This is a genomic window from Leisingera sp. ABM4_103, from assembly GCF_056158685.1.
This window is the reverse complement of sequence record NZ_JBSWTU010000012.1, coordinates 23,484-41,014: the sequence shown is the minus strand read 5'-3', so window position 1 is coordinate 41,014 and position 17,531 is coordinate 23,484. Positions and strand designations below refer to the sequence as shown.

Annotated in this window: 15 protein-coding genes; 9 read left to right on the top strand and 6 right to left on the bottom strand. The window is 62.1% G+C overall.

The window, feature by feature from the left end; genetic code table 11:
* Positions 1-1,386: polysaccharide biosynthesis tyrosine autokinase (locus ACXAED_RS25945; protein ID WP_475054788.1), on the top strand; the 1,386-nt coding region annotated here is incomplete at its 5' end.
* A 92-nt stretch (positions 1,387-1,478) separates the two neighbouring features.
* On the opposite strand, the gene ACXAED_RS25940 is transcribed toward ACXAED_RS25945, so the two are convergent.
* Positions 1,479-1,769, bottom strand: coding sequence for a hypothetical protein (locus ACXAED_RS25940; RefSeq protein ID WP_475054786.1), 291 nt, complete (start codon positions 1,767-1,769; stop codon positions 1,479-1,481).
* 371 nt (positions 1,770-2,140) lie between these two features.
* Here ACXAED_RS25940 and ACXAED_RS25935 point away from each other — a divergent pair, with 371 nt between their 5' ends.
* The 8 genes from ACXAED_RS25935 to ACXAED_RS25900 all read left to right on the top strand — a co-directional run bounded on the left by ACXAED_RS25935 (position 2,141) and on the right by ACXAED_RS25900 (position 12,304).
* The gene (locus tag ACXAED_RS25935) at positions 2,141-4,213 is read left to right on the top strand and encodes a YjbH domain-containing protein (protein ID WP_475054783.1); all 2,073 of its coding nucleotides are present in this window, start codon (positions 2,141-2,143) and stop codon (positions 4,211-4,213) included.
* Complete coding sequence (locus ACXAED_RS25930) at positions 4,210-4,851, top strand: YjbF family lipoprotein (protein ID WP_475054780.1); 642 nt, start codon at positions 4,210-4,212, stop codon at positions 4,849-4,851. The genes ACXAED_RS25935 and ACXAED_RS25930 overlap by 4 nt, the downstream gene beginning before the upstream one ends.
* Before the next feature lie 25 nt (positions 4,852-4,876).
* A complete protein-coding gene (locus tag ACXAED_RS25925) occupies positions 4,877-6,256 on the top strand; it encodes a polysaccharide biosynthesis/export family protein (protein ID WP_475054778.1) in 1,380 nt (459 codons plus the stop codon).
* Between the two features lie 129 nt (positions 6,257-6,385).
* The gene (locus tag ACXAED_RS25920) at positions 6,386-7,519 is read left to right on the top strand and encodes a GumK N-terminal domain-containing glycosyltransferase (protein WP_475054775.1); all 1,134 of its coding nucleotides are present in this window, start codon (positions 6,386-6,388) and stop codon (positions 7,517-7,519) included.
* 55 nt (positions 7,520-7,574) lie between these two features.
* Positions 7,575-8,834 (top strand): oligosaccharide repeat unit polymerase, encoded by a 1,260-nt coding sequence (locus ACXAED_RS25915; protein ID WP_475054772.1) that lies wholly within the window; start codon positions 7,575-7,577, stop codon positions 8,832-8,834.
* Positions 8,835-8,989: 155 nt separating this feature from the next.
* Positions 8,990-10,165, top strand: coding sequence for a glycosyltransferase (locus ACXAED_RS25910; RefSeq protein ID WP_475054769.1), 1,176 nt, complete (start codon positions 8,990-8,992; stop codon positions 10,163-10,165).
* Positions 10,162-11,253 carry a glycosyltransferase family 4 protein gene (locus ACXAED_RS25905; protein ID WP_475054767.1) on the top strand — a complete coding sequence of 364 codons (1,092 nt, stop codon included), beginning with the start codon at positions 10,162-10,164 and terminating at the stop codon, positions 11,251-11,253. Before ACXAED_RS25910 ends, ACXAED_RS25905 begins: the two co-directional genes overlap by 4 nt.
* Before the next feature lie 58 nt (positions 11,254-11,311).
* Positions 11,312-12,304 (top strand): sulfotransferase family protein, encoded by a 993-nt coding sequence (locus ACXAED_RS25900; protein WP_475054765.1) that lies wholly within the window; start codon positions 11,312-11,314, stop codon positions 12,302-12,304.
* 12 nt (positions 12,305-12,316) lie between these two features.
* On the opposite strand, the gene ACXAED_RS25895 is transcribed toward ACXAED_RS25900, so the two are convergent.
* Genes ACXAED_RS25895 through ACXAED_RS25875 form a run of 5 tightly spaced genes read right to left on the bottom strand, consistent with a single transcriptional unit; the run spans position 12,317 to position 17,499 of the window.
* The gene (locus ACXAED_RS25895) at positions 12,317-13,144 is read right to left on the bottom strand and encodes a hypothetical protein (RefSeq protein WP_475054762.1); all 828 of its coding nucleotides are present in this window, start codon (positions 13,142-13,144) and stop codon (positions 12,317-12,319) included.
* Between the two features lie 21 nt (positions 13,145-13,165).
* A complete protein-coding gene (locus ACXAED_RS25890; protein WP_475054761.1) occupies positions 13,166-14,629 on the bottom strand; it encodes an oligosaccharide flippase family protein in 1,464 nt (487 codons plus the stop codon).
* A gap of 3 nt (positions 14,630-14,632) precedes the next feature.
* Complete coding sequence (locus ACXAED_RS25885) at positions 14,633-15,697, bottom strand: acyltransferase family protein (RefSeq protein ID WP_475054760.1); 1,065 nt, start codon at positions 15,695-15,697, stop codon at positions 14,633-14,635.
* A gap of 18 nt (positions 15,698-15,715) precedes the next feature.
* Positions 15,716-16,453 carry a sulfotransferase family 2 domain-containing protein gene (locus tag ACXAED_RS25880; protein WP_475054758.1) on the bottom strand — a complete coding sequence of 246 codons (738 nt, stop codon included), beginning with the start codon at positions 16,451-16,453 and terminating at the stop codon, positions 15,716-15,718.
* Positions 16,450-17,499 (bottom strand): SDR family NAD(P)-dependent oxidoreductase, encoded by a 1,050-nt coding sequence (locus tag ACXAED_RS25875; protein WP_475054756.1) that lies wholly within the window; start codon positions 17,497-17,499, stop codon positions 16,450-16,452. Before ACXAED_RS25875 ends, ACXAED_RS25880 begins: the two co-directional genes overlap by 4 nt.
* Positions 17,500-17,531: the final 32 nt, after the last annotated feature.

Below are 17,531 nucleotides of genomic sequence, written 5' to 3'. Positions count from 1 at the left end.
GAGTTCAACGCCTCCACCACCCTGATCTCGCCGGAGGCCCTTCAGGCGCAGGAGGTGCAGTTGAAGGACCTCCGTGAGCGTATCGCCCAGGCCAAAACCGCAGAGGAAGCGGCGCAGGCGCGTTATGAGGAGCTGAGCACGGCAGAAACCCGCAAGGACCAGGCGGAAGCCAGCCAGGACCGGCAGCTGCAGCGCCTGCTGGCGCAGGCCGGCACCGTTGCCGGCGCCGCCGCCTTTGACACTGCCTTTCAGCGCCTGCTTTCTCGCGCGGCACTCGACGCCCGGCGCGCCACCCAGCAGGCAAAGACATTGGTGCAGTCGGAAGCGGAACTGGCCAAGCAGATTGCTCAACAGAGCCAGGATCTGATCACTTTGCAGCAGCTTACCCGGGAAGCCGAAGCAGTCCGGCTGCTATACGAGTATTTCCTCACTCGCCTAAAGGAGACCTCTGCCCAAGAGGGGATCCAGAAGGCAGATAGTCGCCTTCTGTCACGGGCTGTTATCCCAACCACCCCCTCGGCCCCGAAGAAATCGCTGATCCTCGCCATGAGCGGCATCTTCGGACTGATACTTGGTGTCGGCATTGTTCTGCTGCAAGAAACCCGGCGCCGGGGCTACCGCTCGGCCCAAGAGCTTGAGCGCAAGACTGGCTACAGCGTGCTGGGGCAGATTCCGGTGTTTCCGGCCAGCGGCCGCCGCAAGGTGCTGGAATACCTGGCCGAGAAACCCTCGTCGGCCACGGCAGAGGCGGTGCGCAACCTGCGCACCTCGCTGATGCTGTCCAATGTCGACCATACACCGCAGGTCGTGGTCATGACCTCTTCGCTGCCGGGGGAGGGCAAGACTACCAACGCGCTGGCGCTGGCCCAGAACTTCACCGGCATTGGCAAGAAGGTGCTGCTGGTAGAGGGCGACATCCGGCGCCGGACCTTGACCGCCCAGCTAAAAGATGTGCCGCCGCAGGGCATTGTCTCGGTGCTGGCAGGCGATATCCCGGCCGAGGAAGCCGTCTTCCAGGACCCGCTTCTGGGCTGCGACATCCTAGCGGGGGAAAAGACCTCGGCCAATGCCGCCGATCTCTTTGCCTCGGAGCAATTCCGGGAGTTCTTGAACAGGATGCGGCAGCACTATGACGTGATCCTGATCGACACGCCGCCTGTGCTTGTCGTCTCCGATGCCCGGCTGATCGCCCGCAACGCGGATGCGGTGCTGCTGGCGGTGAAATGGGATGACACCGCAGAGCAGGATGTGACGGAAACCCTGCGCCTGTTCCACACCGACAACCAGCGCCTGACCGGGCTGATCCTGGGCCAGATCAACACCCGCCGGATGAAGCAGTACGGCTACAGCTACGGCGATTACGGGTCGAAATACTACGCCAACTGACGCCCCGGGCCGGGGCAGGCAGCTTCAAAAAGAGACCGGCGCGCCAATATGGGCGCGCCGGTCTCTTTTGCATTGGGAAGGCCGCGGCCGCATCAGTTCGTGCTGACGGTGCTTGTGGTTGACGGGGTCGAGCCTCCGCCTGCCGCGGCGGCAAGCCCGGCCGCGGCTGCAGCAGCCCCAAGCGCTGGAGCCACCAGCGGCACAAAGCCGGTGACGCCTTCCGCTTCCGCTGCGGCGGCAGCATCCGCCAGCGCGCCGATGCACTCGTCATTATTATTGTTCTGGGCGTCTTCGCAGTCATCCTGCCCGTTTGCCGGGCTGACGGTCTGGGCGGCAACGCCGGTTGCGGACAGGGCCAGAGCCAAAAGGGTAATCCGGATCATCGTCAATCTCCTAAACCTATTCGGCGCCAAGCTAACATGCCCGATCTGCTCTGAGAATGCTGCGCCGCTGCAAAGCTGTATCAGTGTCCCAAAAAACAGCATTTTTCTGCCGCGTTCCGCCTGCAATGCGGCTGCCGTAAACGGCAACCGCATTGCAGGCGGCCCTTTTGCTCCGGCAAGGGTTGCACTGTCGGCTCAAAAACGAAATGAGACAGGCAGATTCGCCACAGGAGAGAGACATTTCGAGCCTTTCCGCCTGCCTGCGGGACAGTCCGCGGAAAAACGGATATGGGAAGGCCAGGCCACAGTCATTTTTAGACGTTATGAAGAAACTGATACTCCAGGGACGGCAATTGCTTTTGGCAGCACTGATGGTTGCCCCTCCGGCACTGGCCCAGGCGCAAAGCACCTCGAATTATGGCACGCCGGGGCTTATCGAAACGCCGACGGCCGAAATGTATCCCGATGGCACCCTGGCCTTTACCGGCGGCATGCTGGATCAGACCCTGCGGGCCACCTTGACCTTTCAGATGCTGCCTTGGGTGCATGGCAGTTTCCGCTACGCGGTGATTGAGGATTTCGACCGCGGCGGTGCCCTGAACCGCTACGACCGCAGTTTCGACCTCCATTTCCTGCTGCGCGAGGAAGGCGCAAGAACGCCGGCCCTGGCCCTTGGCTTGCGTGACTTCGGCGGCACCGGGATCTACGCGTCAGAGTATCTTGTGGCCACCAAGACCATCCGGGACGGGCTGAAGCTGTCCGGCGGTATTGGCTGGGGCCGGATAGCCGGGCGGGGCAGTTTTTCGAACCCTCTGGGGCTTTTGTCCAACCGGTTCAAGACACGGGCCGCCGCCAATGCCGGCGGCATTGCGGAAACCGGCCAGCTGGATTTTGGCAATTGGTTCCGGGGCGAGGCCGCGCTCTTCGGCGGCGCCAGCTGGACCTACAGCGACCGCTTGACCCTGATCGCGGAATACTCCCCGGATCTCTATACCCAGGAACGCGACCGCGTCGGTTTCGAGGCCAGATCGCCGGTCAACTTCGGCGCCCAGTACCGCTTCCGGAACGGATCTCAGCTGACCGCCGCCTACATGTACGGCACCACCCTGGGGCTCGGCTACAGCTACTACATCGATCCGCGCCAAAGCGTGGCGCCAGGCGGGCAGGGGGCCTCGCCGCCGCCCCTGCTGCCCGTTGACCGGGTGGCTCTGGCCAGCTGGAACCTGCGGGATGATCCCGCCGCGCCAAACCGCCGCCAGCAAGTGCTTGCGCAAAGGCTGGAGCAGGAAGGGCTGCGGCTGGTCTATCTTGACGACACCCGGGAAAGCCTGCGCATCGGGGTCGAAAACGGCGCTTACGGCCAGGCGGCACAGGCCGTCGGGCGCACCGCCCGGGTGCTGGCCAATACCCAGCCAGCCCAGGTGCAAAGCTTTGATATTGTGCTGATGTCGAACGGCGTGCCGCTCAGTTCCGTGCGCATCAGCCGGGCCGATCTCTACGAGCTGGAGCATGACCCGGACGGCGCCTGGCGCAGCTTTGCCCGCGCCGAGGTCTCCGACAGCATCTCCCTGATCAAGGGCGGCTTCACAAGCGATGCCTATCCGCATTTCAGTTACCGGTTCGGCCCCTATATGCAGGCCTCCTTCTTTGACCCCGACGCGCCGCTGCGCTATGAGATCGGCGCCCAGCTGGGGCTCGATTACACGGCTGCCCCGGGGCTGACCCTGTCGGCCGGGCTGCGCCAGCCGGCCGCCGGCAACCTCGATGACAGCCAGCGCCAGTCGAACTCAGTGATCCAGAGGGTGCGCTCGGACTGGGGGCTTTATGCGCAGCAATCCGATCTGCGCATCGAGCATCTGACCGCCGAATACATCTGGCGACCGGGGGCGGATCTTTATGCCCGCACCACGGCGGGCTATCTGGAGACCATGTATGGCGGGTTCTCGGCCGAGCTGCTCTGGTTCCCGGCCGGCAGCCGCCTGGCTCTGGGGGTAGAGGCGAATTACGTCAAGCAGCGCGACTTTGACGTGCTGTTCGGCTTCCAGGACTATTCCGTCGCCACCGGCCATGTCTCGGCCTATTACGATCTGCCTGGCGACTACCACGCCCAGGTGGACGCGGGCCGTTACTTGGCCGGCGACTACGGCGCCACCGTCACGCTCGACCGGGAATTTGCCAATGGCTTCAAGGTCGGCGCCTTCTTCACGCTCACCGATGTCGGCTTTGGCGACTTCGGCGAGGGCAGCTTCGACAAGGGGATCCGGCTGGAAATCCCGGTTTCCTGGCTGACCGGCCGCCCGTCGCGCGACCGGCTGGCGCAGGTGATCCGCCCGGTGCTGCGCGACGGCGGCGCGCGGCTCAATGTGCGCAACCGGCTTTATGGCGTCACCCGCGAGGCGCGCGCCCAGCAGCTGATGCGCGGCTGGGGGAGGTTCCTGCGATGAAACGGCTTTGGCCCGGCTTTCTTTGCCTGCTGCTCCTCTCCTGCGGCGAAGCAAAAGACGATCTTGATCTGTTGCGCGGCGCGCTGCAGCCCGACGCGCCCCGGTTCCACCCGCGCGCCAATGCGCTGGCCTCTGTCCGACCGATCCCGCCGCGGCTGGAGGTGGCCTTCCCGACTCGCGATCTGAGCGGTGTCATGCTGCTGGAGACCGAACGCGCAGGCGTGCAGACCTGGCTTACCGCCGACGGCGCCACCATTACGCTCAAGCAGGGTTTCCTCACCTCCGCCAAGGGCTTCGGCTCCGGCCTGGCGGCCTCGGATGTGCAGCAAAGCGCGGATCTGGTACTGGCCGGGCAAGAGGGCACCGCGGAGCGGTTCCACAGCTTCCTGAACGGCAACGACCAGATCGAGCTGCACGCCTACAAATGCGCGGTGACGCGCCTGGGGCCGGAGAGCATTTTCGTGCGCGGCCTGCCGGTTGCCGCGCAAAAGCTGGAGGAGCGCTGCCACGGGGTGGCGGACAGCTTCACAAATACCTATTGGGTGCGGCAGGGAGAACCTGGGCTGGTGCAGTCCTCGCAGTGGACCGGCCGCTTCCTGGGCAACCTCTTCATGAAGGCGGTGCCGGATGAGAATTGAGTTTAAGTTGATTGGAGGACGCATCGTGCGCCGCATTTCCATTGCTCTCAGCGCCCTGGCCCTGGCCGGACTGGCCGTCGGCTGTTCCACCATCTACCGCAGCCCGGCCGTGAAGCCCGGCGTGTCAGACGCCGGAAAGGTCCGGGTGGTGGCGGTGACGCCGGAAACGCTGATGGTCGCCAACCGCACCGCCTATCAGCCTCAGACCTTGCCCGCCGTGTTCCGGATTTCTGCCGGCAGCGGCGCCGGCGCCAGCCCGCGCGGCATGGGCCGGCTGCCCGACGCGCCCTCCACCCAGGACGGCAGCCGCCAAGGGCTGCTGCTGGACCCGCCGCCGCAGGTGGACCCGGGCCCCTATACTATCGGCACCGGCGATGTGGTGGTGCTGTCCACTCCCTCGACCCAAGGCACGGTGGCGGAGCTGTCCGGCCTGCTAGCGGCGCAGAACAGCCGCAACGGCTATACGGTGCAGGATGACGGCTCGATCAACATCCCGGACGTAGGCCGGGTGCGGATTGCCGGCCTCACCGTCGACGAGGCCGAAGCGCTGCTGTTCCAGCGCCTGGTGGAAAGCCAGATCGACCCGACCTTCAGCCTAGAAGTCTCCGAATTCAATTCCCGGCGGGTTTCGGTCGGCGGCGCCGTGGGTCAGCCGGGCGTGCTGCCCATCACCCTGACGCCGCTCACCCTGGGCGAGGCGCTGGCGGCGGCGGGATCGGTTTCGGTGGCCGATATCGACACCAGCTCGGTCCGGATCTACCGCGACGGCACCATGTACCAGATCCCGCTCGAGGATCTCTATTCCCGTTCCAAGCTGCAGCGCCTCAACCTCCTGGCAGATGACTCGGTGTTTGTGGACACCGATTACGATCTCAGCCGCGCCGAGCGCTACTTTGCCCAGCAGATCCAGCTGCAGCAAACCACGCTGGCGGGCCGCAAGGCGGCCGTCGAGGAGCTGACCGCGGCGCTCACCCTGCGCCGTGCCGACCTCAATGAGCGCCGCGAGAATTTTGCCCAGGCGCTGGAGTTGGACGCGGTGGACCGGGACTATGTCTACCTCAGCGGCGAGGTCCGCACCCAGGGCCGCTACACGCTGCCCTTTGCGCGCAAGGCCACGCTGGCAGACGCTCTGTTTGACACCGGCGGCGGCATCGCCAAGGAAACTGGCGACGCCTCGGAAGTCTACGTGCTGCGCGCCTCGGACGATGTCCGCGAGTTCGGCGCGGTGACCGCCTGGCACCTGGATATCCGCAACGCCGCGCATCTGGCGATGGCTGCCCGCTTCGAGCTGCGCCCGAATGATATCGTTTTCGTGGCGGAAAACCCGGTCACCCGCTGGGGCCGCACGATCGATCAGATCACGCCATCGCTGATCAGCGGATCGATTAATGCGGTGGCCGATTAAGGACCGGCTATGAGGCCGACCGAGGTGCCGCTTAAGACGCCTGGGGCTTTTGGGGAATTTTGAGTTAAGGACGGTTTCTATGATGGTCGGCAGAGATTTCTTCTTCCATTCGACACCGGAGACGGCTGCATGAGAAAACCGCGCGCAGTCATCTTGACAGGCCATTTTCCGGTTCAGAAGCGGCAGGGAAACATCCTGTGGTTGAGCGACAGCCTGCGGACCAACGGCTGGCATGTCAGCATAATCACGGTTGGCTACAGCTGGGTGTCCAAGCTGCGCGGCGACCGCCGTTTTGAGCAGTTGGAGGGCGGCACCCCGGTTCCCGGGGAAACGAGGCATGACGACAGTCTCACTTCCTTTTTTGCCTTCTCGCCACTGCATCCCTTCAGCGTCCGCAAGCCGCTTTTGGACGCGCTGCTGCGCCCGCTGCATCAAAGTTTCCCGTGGTACTGGTCCGGCAAGCTGCCTCGCTATCTGAACGGGGCGGACCTCGTGGTTCTGGAAAGCGGTCCGCCGGTGATGCTGGCACCGCAGGTGCGGCGCGCAGCGCCTGGCGCAGCTTTCGTGTACCGGGTGAGTGACGATATCCATGTGCATGATGCGCCGCGGTTTCTGGCCCGCGCGGAGATGGCGCATGCGCCTCTGTTTGACCGCATCAGCGTCGCCAGCCGGTTTCTGGCCCGGCGCTTTGCGCATCTGGACAGCTTGCGCATTGATCCTATGGGGGTCGCCAAAAGCTTTCTGGACAGTGATCTGCCCAACCCGTTTGCAGCTGACCAGCCAGGCAGGTACCAAGCGGTCTGCGCCGGGACCACGCAATTTGATGCGAGCAGCATAAACATAATGGCGGCGCTGCGCCCGGATTGGACCTTCCATGTGCTGGGGAGGCTGAAGACTGCGCTGCCGGATGCTCCGCCCAACCTGATCCTGCACGGGGAGGTTCCGTTCAGCACCGCTGCAGCCTATGTGAAGCACGCTGATGCCGGCCTGGCGCCCTATCTGGACAAGCCCGGAGCCGAATACCAAACAGAGCAGTCAAACCGAATGCTGATGTACCGCTATTTCGGCTTGCCTATGATTGGCCCGCACCGCATCTGCGATCCGGAGGTGCCGCGCTTGGTAGGCTATGCCCCAGGGTCCCGCGGCAGTATGGCCGCTGCTCTGGACCAGCTTGGCGGGATGCGGCGCGGCCCCTCCGATCCGGCCGTGCAGGACTGGTCTGTTCTGTATGAGCGCATCGTCTCGACGCCAAAGCCCGCCTGACGCTGTACGGGGGGCTGTGCAGTGGTAACGCAAAAGTAGGAGCAAGGTTTAGCACATGGCCCATTTCACGCTCCGCCTCATCTCGCCCGCGCCTTTGGTAGCCTTGATCTGGGCGGTTACCTTCATGGTTGGGATGCTACCGGTGGCCTTTCCCGACAGCATGGAGCTGGCACTATACTTCATCCGCCGTCAAAATGCGCTTTCCGGAGATGTCGCCGACGCGATCACTCCGCTTGGCTTGCTCTGGCTCCTGCTCATGATGATGGTTTTCGTCATGGGGAGCATGCTGGCCGCACACTCCCTGCCGCGACACCCCAAGGCCTTGGATCTGCGTACAGACCTGGACCATGCGGCCCGGGTCACCTTCACCATTAACTTGGCAATCGTCGCCATCGTTCTGCTTTGGGTTCTGCTGACAGCGCGGCAGATGGGGGGCTTCAAGGCGCTCATCCTCATGGTGCAGCTCGATGTTCTGGAGGCCCGCGAGCAGCTTCTGGGCAACAAGTTGTTCTCAGGGATGCGGCTGCTTTACGGCGCCTTGCCCTGCACCGGAACCTTGGCTGCGGCGCTGATGGCCGCCAATTCCAAAAACGGTGGAATGTCGGGAAAGGCCAGAAGGCTCTGCCTGTTCACCTTGCTGCTGGACTTGGTGTTGCTGATGGTCCTGCCGATCGTGATGTCGCAGCGCCTGCTGCTGGTTCTGCTGATCATAGGAGCCTATATCTCGACCTGCATGGTGCATCGGCGGCTGGTCGGCCTGCAGTATTTACCGGTTGGGATTGGCCTATTCCTCGCAACTTGGACGCTGCGCGAGTCGCTTTCCAACGCCACTATCAACGCAAGCGCCATCACCATCGGCCTGCAGAAACTGGTTTTCTACTTCACCAACGACCTGATGAACTCCTTCTTGCCGCTGAACCAAGGACCGGGTTCCGAGCATGCCTACGGATTCTTTTCTTTCCGCTTCCTGTTATTCTTCACGCAGACTGAGGGATTTTTTCAAACCCTGATGGCCGAAAAGCTGCGGCAGATCAACATGGTGCGAGGCGGCGGCACTTGGTCGATTTTCACAATGCCCTATGTGGATTTTGGAGCGATAGGCGCAGCCATCTATGTTGCCGCTCTGGGGGCGCTCAGCCGCTATGTATACCACAGAGGGATGGAAAGCTTGTTCTGGACGGCCGCTTACAGTCATTTCGCCGCTGCTATTGTCCTATCCACTCATACGAACTATTTCGCCCATGCTAATTTTACCGCAATACTTATCTTCACTTGGGTCGTCGCTCATCAGACAAAGCGAAAGGCAACGCGGTAGCCCCCGCGCCCGTTTGCATCTTCAAGGTCCCGGTAATGCCTGGCTGTCTCATTGTACCGGCCGCCACACTGGGTTCCAAACTCATGGGATTTGCGCAGCGGCCGAAACATGGCCAGTGCAAAACTTAATTTCACTCTCAGCTCGTCAGGGATGTCATGCATATTGTTCATATCTTAACCCGCCTGCTCCGCGCGGGCTCTGAGGAAAATACAATTTCAACCTGTCTCTGGCAGATCCGCAATGGGCACCAAGTCACAATTGTTCACGGCCCTGGCCCTGACCCTTATTGGCAAAAAAAATACGGCAACCGTATCGAGTTTACCGAAATGCCGGAGTTGCTGCATCCGATCCGGCCTCTGCGGGATTTGCGCGCCGTGCGGCAGATGAAGGCGCTGCTGCGCCGCCTGCAGCCGGATGTGATCCACACCCACCAGAGCAAAGCCGGCATTATCGGTCGGCTGGCCGCCTCAGCCACCCCCAACGCGCTGGTTGTGCATGGCATCCACATCATACCGTTCGACGGAGTGGGTCTTTTCAAGCGCGCAATCTATATTGCCAGCGAGAAGATGGCCGCGCGGCGCACAGATCTGTTCATTGCCGTCTCGCGAAGCGTGGGCCAGGCCTACGTGGAGGCAGGGATCTGTAACAGTGTCGAAGCCGTCTACTCGGGCATGGACCTGTCACCGTTCAGATGTCCGGACCTGCCGCAGGACTGGTCAAAGCTGCTCGGCACCGCACCGGATGCGCAGAGCCGTCCGCCGGTGGTGCTGATGCTGGCCGCCTTCGAGCCGCGAAAGCGGCACCAAGAATTCCTGCGCGCTTTTGCCGAGGTGCGCTCGGAAATCCCGGAAACCAGACTGCTCCTTGCCGGGAAGGGCCCGCATGAGGCCGCGGTGCGCGCCACGGCTGCGGAGCTGGGGATACAAGAACATGTGGTTTTCTGCGGTTTCCGCAGCGATCCCCAAGCGCTGGTCGCTTTGGCCGACCTCTGTATCCTGACCTCGAAACGCGAGGGGCTGCCACGGGTGGTTGTACAGTACATAGCGGCCGGCCGCCCGGTAATTGTTGCCGATCTGCCAGGGATCGGGGAAATCGTGAAGGACGGTGTCAACGGCCTGGTCTCCGACCCCGAGGACATTTCGGACACCGCGGCCAAGATGCGCGATCTTCTTCTAGACCGCGCGGCACTGCAGCGGCTGGCGCAAGGCGCCCGCGGAACCGATGTCTCAGATTGGGACCTGGACCGGTTGGGTGCCCGCACGACCGCGTTATATGAGGGGGCGATAGCGGCAAAGGGTGCGGCAGCGCCTGTAGCGGAGGCCGCCAGATGAGCCATCGCAGCATTCATGTGAACGGCCGCTTTCTGGCGCAGCCCCTCTCAGGCGTACAGCGTTATGCCCGCGAGCTGCTGGGGGCGCTGGATCAGAAGCTGGCGCAAAACCCTGAACTCGCCGCCCGGCTTGGGCCAGTTCCGGTGTGGTATCCGGCCGGGGAGAAGCTGGTTGCGGTTCCGGAATGGAAGGTTTTGAAGCCAGCGCCGCTGGCAGGCGGGACCGGGCATGCTTGGGAGCAGATCACTTTGGGCCGCCGCACCCGCAAAGGCACGCTCATCAGTCTCTGCGGATCCGGCCCGCTGCTGTGCCGAGATCAGATCTTGGTGATCCATGACGCCAATATCTGGACCTTCCCCGAAGCTTTCACCAAAAGCTACCGGCTGTTTCATAAGACCATGCGGCCGCTGCTGGCCCGGCGGGTGCGGCAGCTTGCCACCGTCAGCCGCTTTTCAGCTTGCGAGCTGGGCCGCTGCCTAGGGGTGTCAGCCGATCGGTTTGATGTCATCTACAACAGCGCCGAACACATGCTGACGGCGACCGGCGACGCGGAAACGCTGACCCGCCACGGGCTGGAGGAGGGTGGTTATCTGTTTGCCGCCGGCAATCAGAGTCCCAACAAGAACATCGCCCGGCTGATCGATGCCCTCGCGCATCTGGAGAACGTATCTCTGCCTCTGGTGGTGGCGGGCGGATTTACCCCTGGTGTCTCGCAGGCGGATATTGCCGCCTCGTCGCGGATCCGGCTGCTGGGCAGGGTTTCAGACGCTGAGCTGCGGAGCCTTTACAGCAACGCCAAGGCTTTCTTATGGCCCTCGCTCTACGAAGGATTTGGCATTCCACCGCTTGAGGCGATGACGCTGGGCACCGCCGTTCTGTCCTCCAACAGCACCGCCATGCCCGAAGTGCTGGGCGATTCGGTGGCTTACTTCGACCCCGAAAAACCCGAAGACATCGCCCGCAGCCTGCGCGGCTTCCTGGCCCGCAGCCCGGCGGAACAATCGGCGCTGGCTGCGGCTGGCAAGGCGCAGGCCGGGCGGTATTCCTGGGCTGCAAGCGCCGACCAGCTGTTGGGGCATATTCTTTGATCCAATCTGTTCCCACCTGCCGGAGCCGCAGCATCCGGACTTGTAACGAGAGAGCAAAATGACCGGCGATATTCCCAGGGACACTTGCCAAGATCCGCTTCTGGTCGTGGGCTGTCAGCGCTCCGGCACAACGCTCCTGCGTACCATCCTGAACGCCCATTCGCAGCTTGCGGTGGGGTATGAATGTGACTTTTTTGAGGTTCTCGCCGGGACCTATGGGCAGACCCGGGACATCAGGGTGCATCTGGAACAGTTTTTGACAGATCTAATGGATGTAAACCGGTTCGAGTTCTGGGAGCTCAGCCCGGCGGAGATCCGCGCCGGGTTCGAAACCGCGGAAGGGCCGGTTGGCTTTTCCGAATCTATCCGCCTGATTTGCGACGTCTACCGGCGCAAATACAAGCCCGGCGCAAGCCTTACCGGAGTTAAGAACCCCAATTCGATCGAGCATTTGCCCGCCTTTTGGGCGTTGTTCCCGCAGGCCCGAGTGATACATATCATCCGCGATCCACGGGCAGTGCTAGCCTCGGAAAAGAAGAAGTTCATTAAGCGTGACGGCGGTTTCAACAGTTTCCTGAACACCATTCGGGTGGCGCGCCGCTGGAACAAGGCGGTGCAGGCTCAGGCGCAGTTCGAGGCGGACAGCCGCCTGCTCGCGGTGCGCTATCATGATTTGATTTCGGATACTGAAAACAGCCTGCGGGCCCTATGCTCCGGGCTGGAAGTGCCGTTTGATCCGCAGATGCTGGATTATTACAAGAGCGCCGTCACTCCGGACAAGGAGATGTGGCAGCACGCGCTGACCAAGGCTCCGCCGAGTCCAGAGCGGCTCTCAGCCTGGCAAAGCGAACTGACTAGCACCGAGATTGCCAGTATCAACTTCCTATGCCGGACACATATGGCGCAGTACTCGGACGGACGGCGCACCGGCTACAAGCTGCTGAAAGTGCTGCCCAGCCTAGCGGTGGGCTGGGCGCAGTGGGTGCTGGCAGGCATCCCCCGCAAACTGGGGCATCTGGCGCGGCAGGCGCTGCGCAGAAAAGCAGTCTAAGCAGCGGGCGGTTTAGAGGTTCAGACCGCGCATTCCCGGCCAAAGCTGTAACGCTGCCGGGTGAAATGCAGCAATGCTGCGGTAGGTGTCTTCATAGAAACGCGCGCAGTCCTGCAACGCTTCGGTATCCATGTCGTAGGACTTCCGCGCCACATTGGACTTCTTTCCCAAGCGCTCGGTCTGGCAAGACAGGCCGAGGAATGCCGACAACGGCTGCAGCGCTTCTCCGCTAAAGATTTCCTCATAGAGGAAGGAGGCAAAATCCTCTGCCCCGAATGCCGCCTGCGCGCGTTCAATTGTCACCTCGTACTGCGTGCGGTATCGGCAGCTCTCAGAGGCAAAGAACGCGCGGAAGGCAACGCCGATCTCCTTAGCATCATCAACGCCCATCCGGACTTCCCCTGGTCGGGCGCGGACCTTATTGTGGCCGAATGCCGACACACAGCGGGCCACCGGATCGCGCATTAGAAAGACGCATTTCACCGGCACGCCGCGTCGTGCGAACCCCTCCTGAATTTTTTCCAGGGTAGATTGGGACAGGCCGCTATAGGACGGCGTGATGTCGACCGCGGTGCCGCCGGTTTCCAGCAGCCGGGCGAAATAGTCGAAGTAGTAGTCATCCGAACGCTCCATCCGCCACAGGTGGTAGCGGGACAGGTTGAGCACCTGGCTGAGCCGGCGTCTCTTTGGGAAAAACTCTGGAATTTCCTTGTGGTCCCAGACATGAAGCTCCTTGGGCTTGATGGCTCCCCGCTTGAACCGGCTGTCGGCGATGATGTAGTCATAAAGCCATGTTGTGCCGCATTTCTGGCCGCCTATGCCAAGGATGAACTGCTTCATGCCGGGTAACCTCTTTTTCGTTTAATCACGCCGCTTCCGGCGCAGGGCGCCCGCGGTTTCCTGCCAGGCCGTCGGCGCCATCAGCGGCAGCAGAGCGGCGTAGAGCATCCAGGTTCCAATGATTGCCGGCAGCAAAAGCCATCCTTCCGCCTCCGCCTGGATGACAAGCCAAGCCAGCGGCAAAACCGCCAAAAGACCAGCTAGGTAGGGTTGCGCCACGGCCGCAAACATCTGCCGCGGTGAGATGTCGAACACAGGATGCAGCCGGGTGTAAAAAAACAGCAGCGCGGAATAGGCTGCGGCCACCAGGCTGGCAGCCACCGCCCAGGTGCCAAGCAGCAGCGCAGGCCCTAGCACCAGCCCGGCTGCACCCAGCGTCCACAGCGCGCGCTGAAATGCAAGCTCGGCACGCCCGGCAGCAGTCACCGCTTGGGTCAGGATGGTAACGCTGGAGATATTTATTCCCATCAGGCACAGGATCTGCAGAAGCGGAACGCTTGACGGCGCATTCTGGGTACCGACAACCAAAGTCAGAGCAGGGCCTGAAATGATCAGCGTGCCAAGGTAGAAAGGCGCAGAAATCACGCCTGTCATCCGCAGTCCGCGCAAAACCGTCTCGCCGGAAAGCGAGCCTGTCTCGCGCGCTTTGGCAAACAGCGGCAGCACCAGAAACCGGACAGGGGCCAAGCAGAGGGCATCGAGAATCTGATATACCCTCTGTGCGATTTGGAACGCGCCGGAGGCCTCTAGCCCGATAACCAGGCCAATAGTGAATTGCATAAGGGGCAAAGTAGTGCCGGCCACCAGCATGCGGCCGGTAATGGCGCCTGCCTGCGGCAGTTGCTGCCGGATTTCCGACAGGTCCGGCCCGCCGGAGGGACGCCAGCCCGCCTTGATGATGGACACCGCGCTCGACAGAAGCGCGTTGACGATGGCAAATCCTGCGAGAGCCCAGGCACCAGCCCCCGCAAGTGCAAGCAGAACTGCTGCCGCCGCAGCCGTAAGCTGCACGAACAGCGTACGCAGGGCCAGCACCTTGATCTGCAGGTTCTTTTGCAGCAATCCCTCGGGGACGCTGGCCAGACCGAAGGAGACCGGCACCAGCAGCAGGGCCAGCATCATCTGTGGCACCGGCTGGCTGCTGCCGTGCCATTGGGCCAACGCCGCTGCAATCAGCACAACCACTGCAATCACTCCGGCGCTGGCCATCAGAGCGACCCAGAACAACGCAGTAAAAGCGCGCTGTGCGGCGGCGTTGCCTGCTGTCGAGGGCTGTCGAAGGGTCACGACAACAGCGTGGGCAATGCCGGTCTTGTAGATGCCTTGGGTCCAGCGGATCGGTGCGTAGGCCATTCCGAAGGCGCCGATCTGCTCAATGGTCAGGAAGCGCGCCATGGCCAGAAAAACCACCGCATTGCCGCCAAAGCGGGAAAACTGCAGCAACACCGACCAGAGTGCCTGACCTTTCACCTTGCTACCAGACATGGCTCAGGCCGGTGCTGCCAGAGACCGGCGCGTGCTCCACCGCAGCATCGGTTTCTCGATCCAGAAGTAGACAAGGAACGAGGCTGCCAAGGCACTCGCAGAAGCGGCTGCAACGAAGATCCAGCCGCCCAGAACCCCTGCGGGCAGTAGCGGCAGGATAACAATTGTAAGGGCACGCAGAACAAAACGGTGGGACAGGTAGAGCGCGTAGGAAGCATCCCCCAGCAGCATACCGAGACGCGACAGTCTATTCTGCGTGGTGTCTTGCTTCCAGAGAAAGAGCATCGCGCCTGTCATCAGAGCGGCGGGCAGGCCGCTGGAAACGGTCCGGTGCAGCCCCTCAAATGTATTGAGTGCAGTCATCAGCCCAAGACCGAGCGCCAGCAGACAGAGCGCCAGTCCGTTGCGCCCGGATGCACCTTTCCAATGGTGGGCATAGAAATGGCCCAGCAGCACCCCGAAGCAAAACTCCAGGATCAGCGGATTGGTCCAGATTTTGAGGGGGGATGCAGAGAAGCCCGCCACCCGGCCAGCCAGCGTGAGAACGGCCATGGCAGCAATCAGCAGCAGCGGACCGCTCTTGCGCGGCAGCAGGAACACCAGCCCGAACAGTGCGTAGAAATAGATCTCGTAATTCAACGTCCAGCCGAGCGAAAGCACCGGGGCGATCCGCCCGTCATAGCGCTCATAGGGGATGAAAAGATAGGAGGCTGCCACCTGCCCCCAGTCCAGCACCGTATCCTTGGCACCACCCGGCATCATCAGAAGCACCGCCAGCATCAGCGTGGTAAAGAACCAGTAGAGCGGCACCACTCGCAGGAAGCGATTGCGCAGAAACTGCACCATACCGCCTGCACGGCCGAAGTATTTCTGCCCCGAGATCATGATGATACAGCCGGAAATCACAAAGAAGACGTCGACGCCCCGGGTCCATGGAATGAGATTGGCAGGCAGGTCGGTCTTGAAGTAGTGCTCCGCCTCGGCGATGACATGGCCGATCAGCACCATCCCCGATGCCAATGCACGCATGTATTGCACGCCAGCGAGTTTAGATCCGGAATGCGGCATGGGGCTTCCTTTACTGTCTTACACGCTGGACGGCAGCTTTTGGGCGAAGTTGTAAAGGGCGATATCCGGCGCGCAGATCTGTTCGATCCGCGCCCGCAGTTCAGCAGGGATCTCTTTGGCAGACGACGGCTTTCTGCCCGGCCGTTTATTGCGCTCCCAGCTGAGCAAAGGACGGCCGGTCAGCTTGCGCAAAGCCGTGCGGTAGGCACCGGCCCGATCAAGATTGCCGATCACACTGAAGCGGGACAGATTCTGGCGGGCCAGCTCCATGTCCGCCGCCAGATCCTGGGTAACATGCTGGTAGGTATTGGCAAAGTAGAGCAGGTAGGTCGAGCCATAACGCATAGCGGCTTCGGTCTCCAGAAACGCCTCAAGACTTTCAGCACGCCCGGGATCCGGATGGTTGCGCTTAACATAGGCGTAATGCGACAGGAACCGGGCTACCGGATCGCGCAGCATGGTGACCACCTTGCGCTCAGGATCAATTTCCTGATGCACCCTGGCGTTGTAATAGACATGCGCCGAGACGCATTTCACCTTGCGGGCCATAAGGCCCGCCAGCACGATCTGACGTATTTCCTGGTTACGCAGGTCCCGCTCGGTTTCGCCAACAGCGGGATAAAGCGCGTTCCGGACCTGATTTGTTTGCCGCAGGCTGATGGTGGCCTGAGAATGAAAATAGGCCATCCGCACTGCAGAGCCCAAACTTGTGCCGCCGCATTTCGGCACATGTATGTAAAGCAGCCGGGTGGTCATTCCGCGCTCCCCTGACCGGATAGGTTGCCGTAGTAGGTGCGGTACCAACTGACGAACTGAGCTACGCCCTCGGCCACCTCGGTCTTCGGGGTGTAGCCGGTCAGCTGCTGCAGCAGCGAGGCATCGGCCCAGGTGGCAGGCACGTCGCCGGCCTGGATCGGCATCAGGTTCTGCTCGGCCGTCAGGCCGGTGGCGGCCTCGATCGCCTCGATGAAGGCTGTAAGCTGGATGCTGCCGGAGTTCCCGATGTTGACCACCCGCCAGGGCGCCATCGGCGACAGGCTGTCGCCTTCGGGCACCACGCCGCCCTCGGGGCGCTCGGGCACCGCCTTCAGCAGCAGCCGGATCGCCTCGACCAGATCGGTGACATAGGTAAAGTCCCGTTTCATGTCGCCGTAGTTGTAGACGTCAATGGGCTTTCCTTCGAGGATCGCCTTGGTGAATTTGAACAGCGCCATGTCGGGCCTCCCCCAGGGACCGTAGACAGTGAAGAAGCGGAACATGGTGGTCGGCAGATTGTAGAGATGGGCATAGGAATGCGCCATCGATTCATTGGCCTTCTTGGTCGCCGCGTAGAAGGACATCTGATAATCTGCCTTCTGGGTCTCCTGGTAGGGCATCTCGGTATTGGCGCCATAAGCCGAGGAGGTGGAGGCCAGCAGCATGTGCCGCGGCGGATGCGCGCGAGCGGCTTCCAGCAGCTCGAAGGTGCCGCCGATGTTGCTTTCAAGGTAGGAGCGCGGGTTGTCGATCGAGTAGCGAACCCCGGCCTGGGCGGCGAGGTGGATTACGTAGTCCGGACTATGATCGGCAAACAGCTGCATGAGCCGCCCGCGGTCCTCAATGTTGCCGTTGATGACAGTAAAGTCAGGATGCTGCATCAGCATTTCCTGGCGTGCCCGCTTGAGCTTCACATCATAGTAATCCGACAGGTTGTCGATGCCGACGACCCGCATGCCATCCTGTAGCAGGCGGTGGCAGAGGTGGAATCCGATGAACCCTGAAGAGCCGGTGACAAGTGCGGTTTGCTGACGTGTTTCGTTCATAGTTTGTCCTTCAGCTCCTGAATAACTGCTCC

What these genes read in the sequence shown, in the direction of transcription:
- ACXAED_RS25940 (WP_475054786.1), bottom strand. Translation starts at nt 1,769, where the DNA reads ATGATCCGGATTACCCTTTTGGCTCTGGCCCTGTCCGCAACCGGCGTT.
- ACXAED_RS25935 (WP_475054783.1), top strand. Translation starts at nt 2,141, where the DNA reads ATGGTTGCCCCTCCGGCACTGGCCCAGGCGCAAAGCACCTCGAATTAT.
- ACXAED_RS25930 (WP_475054780.1), top strand. Translation starts at nt 4,210, where the DNA reads ATGAAACGGCTTTGGCCCGGCTTTCTTTGCCTGCTGCTCCTCTCCTGC.
- ACXAED_RS25920 (WP_475054775.1), top strand. Translation starts at nt 6,386, where the DNA reads ATGAGAAAACCGCGCGCAGTCATCTTGACAGGCCATTTTCCGGTTCAG.
- ACXAED_RS25915 (WP_475054772.1), top strand. Translation starts at nt 7,575, where the DNA reads ATGGCCCATTTCACGCTCCGCCTCATCTCGCCCGCGCCTTTGGTAGCC.
- ACXAED_RS25910 (WP_475054769.1), top strand. Translation starts at nt 8,990, where the DNA reads ATGCATATTGTTCATATCTTAACCCGCCTGCTCCGCGCGGGCTCTGAG.
- ACXAED_RS25905 (WP_475054767.1), top strand. Translation starts at nt 10,162, where the DNA reads ATGAGCCATCGCAGCATTCATGTGAACGGCCGCTTTCTGGCGCAGCCC.
- ACXAED_RS25900 (WP_475054765.1), top strand. Translation starts at nt 11,312, where the DNA reads ATGACCGGCGATATTCCCAGGGACACTTGCCAAGATCCGCTTCTGGTC.
- ACXAED_RS25895 (WP_475054762.1), bottom strand. Translation starts at nt 13,144, where the DNA reads ATGAAGCAGTTCATCCTTGGCATAGGCGGCCAGAAATGCGGCACAACA.
- ACXAED_RS25890 (WP_475054761.1), bottom strand. Translation starts at nt 14,629, where the DNA reads ATGTCTGGTAGCAAGGTGAAAGGTCAGGCACTCTGGTCGGTGTTGCTG.
- ACXAED_RS25885 (WP_475054760.1), bottom strand. Translation starts at nt 15,697, where the DNA reads ATGCCGCATTCCGGATCTAAACTCGCTGGCGTGCAATACATGCGTGCA.
- ACXAED_RS25880 (WP_475054758.1), bottom strand. Translation starts at nt 16,453, where the DNA reads ATGACCACCCGGCTGCTTTACATACATGTGCCGAAATGCGGCGGCACA.
- ACXAED_RS25875 (WP_475054756.1), bottom strand. Translation starts at nt 17,499, where the DNA reads ATGAACGAAACACGTCAGCAAACCGCACTTGTCACCGGCTCTTCAGGG.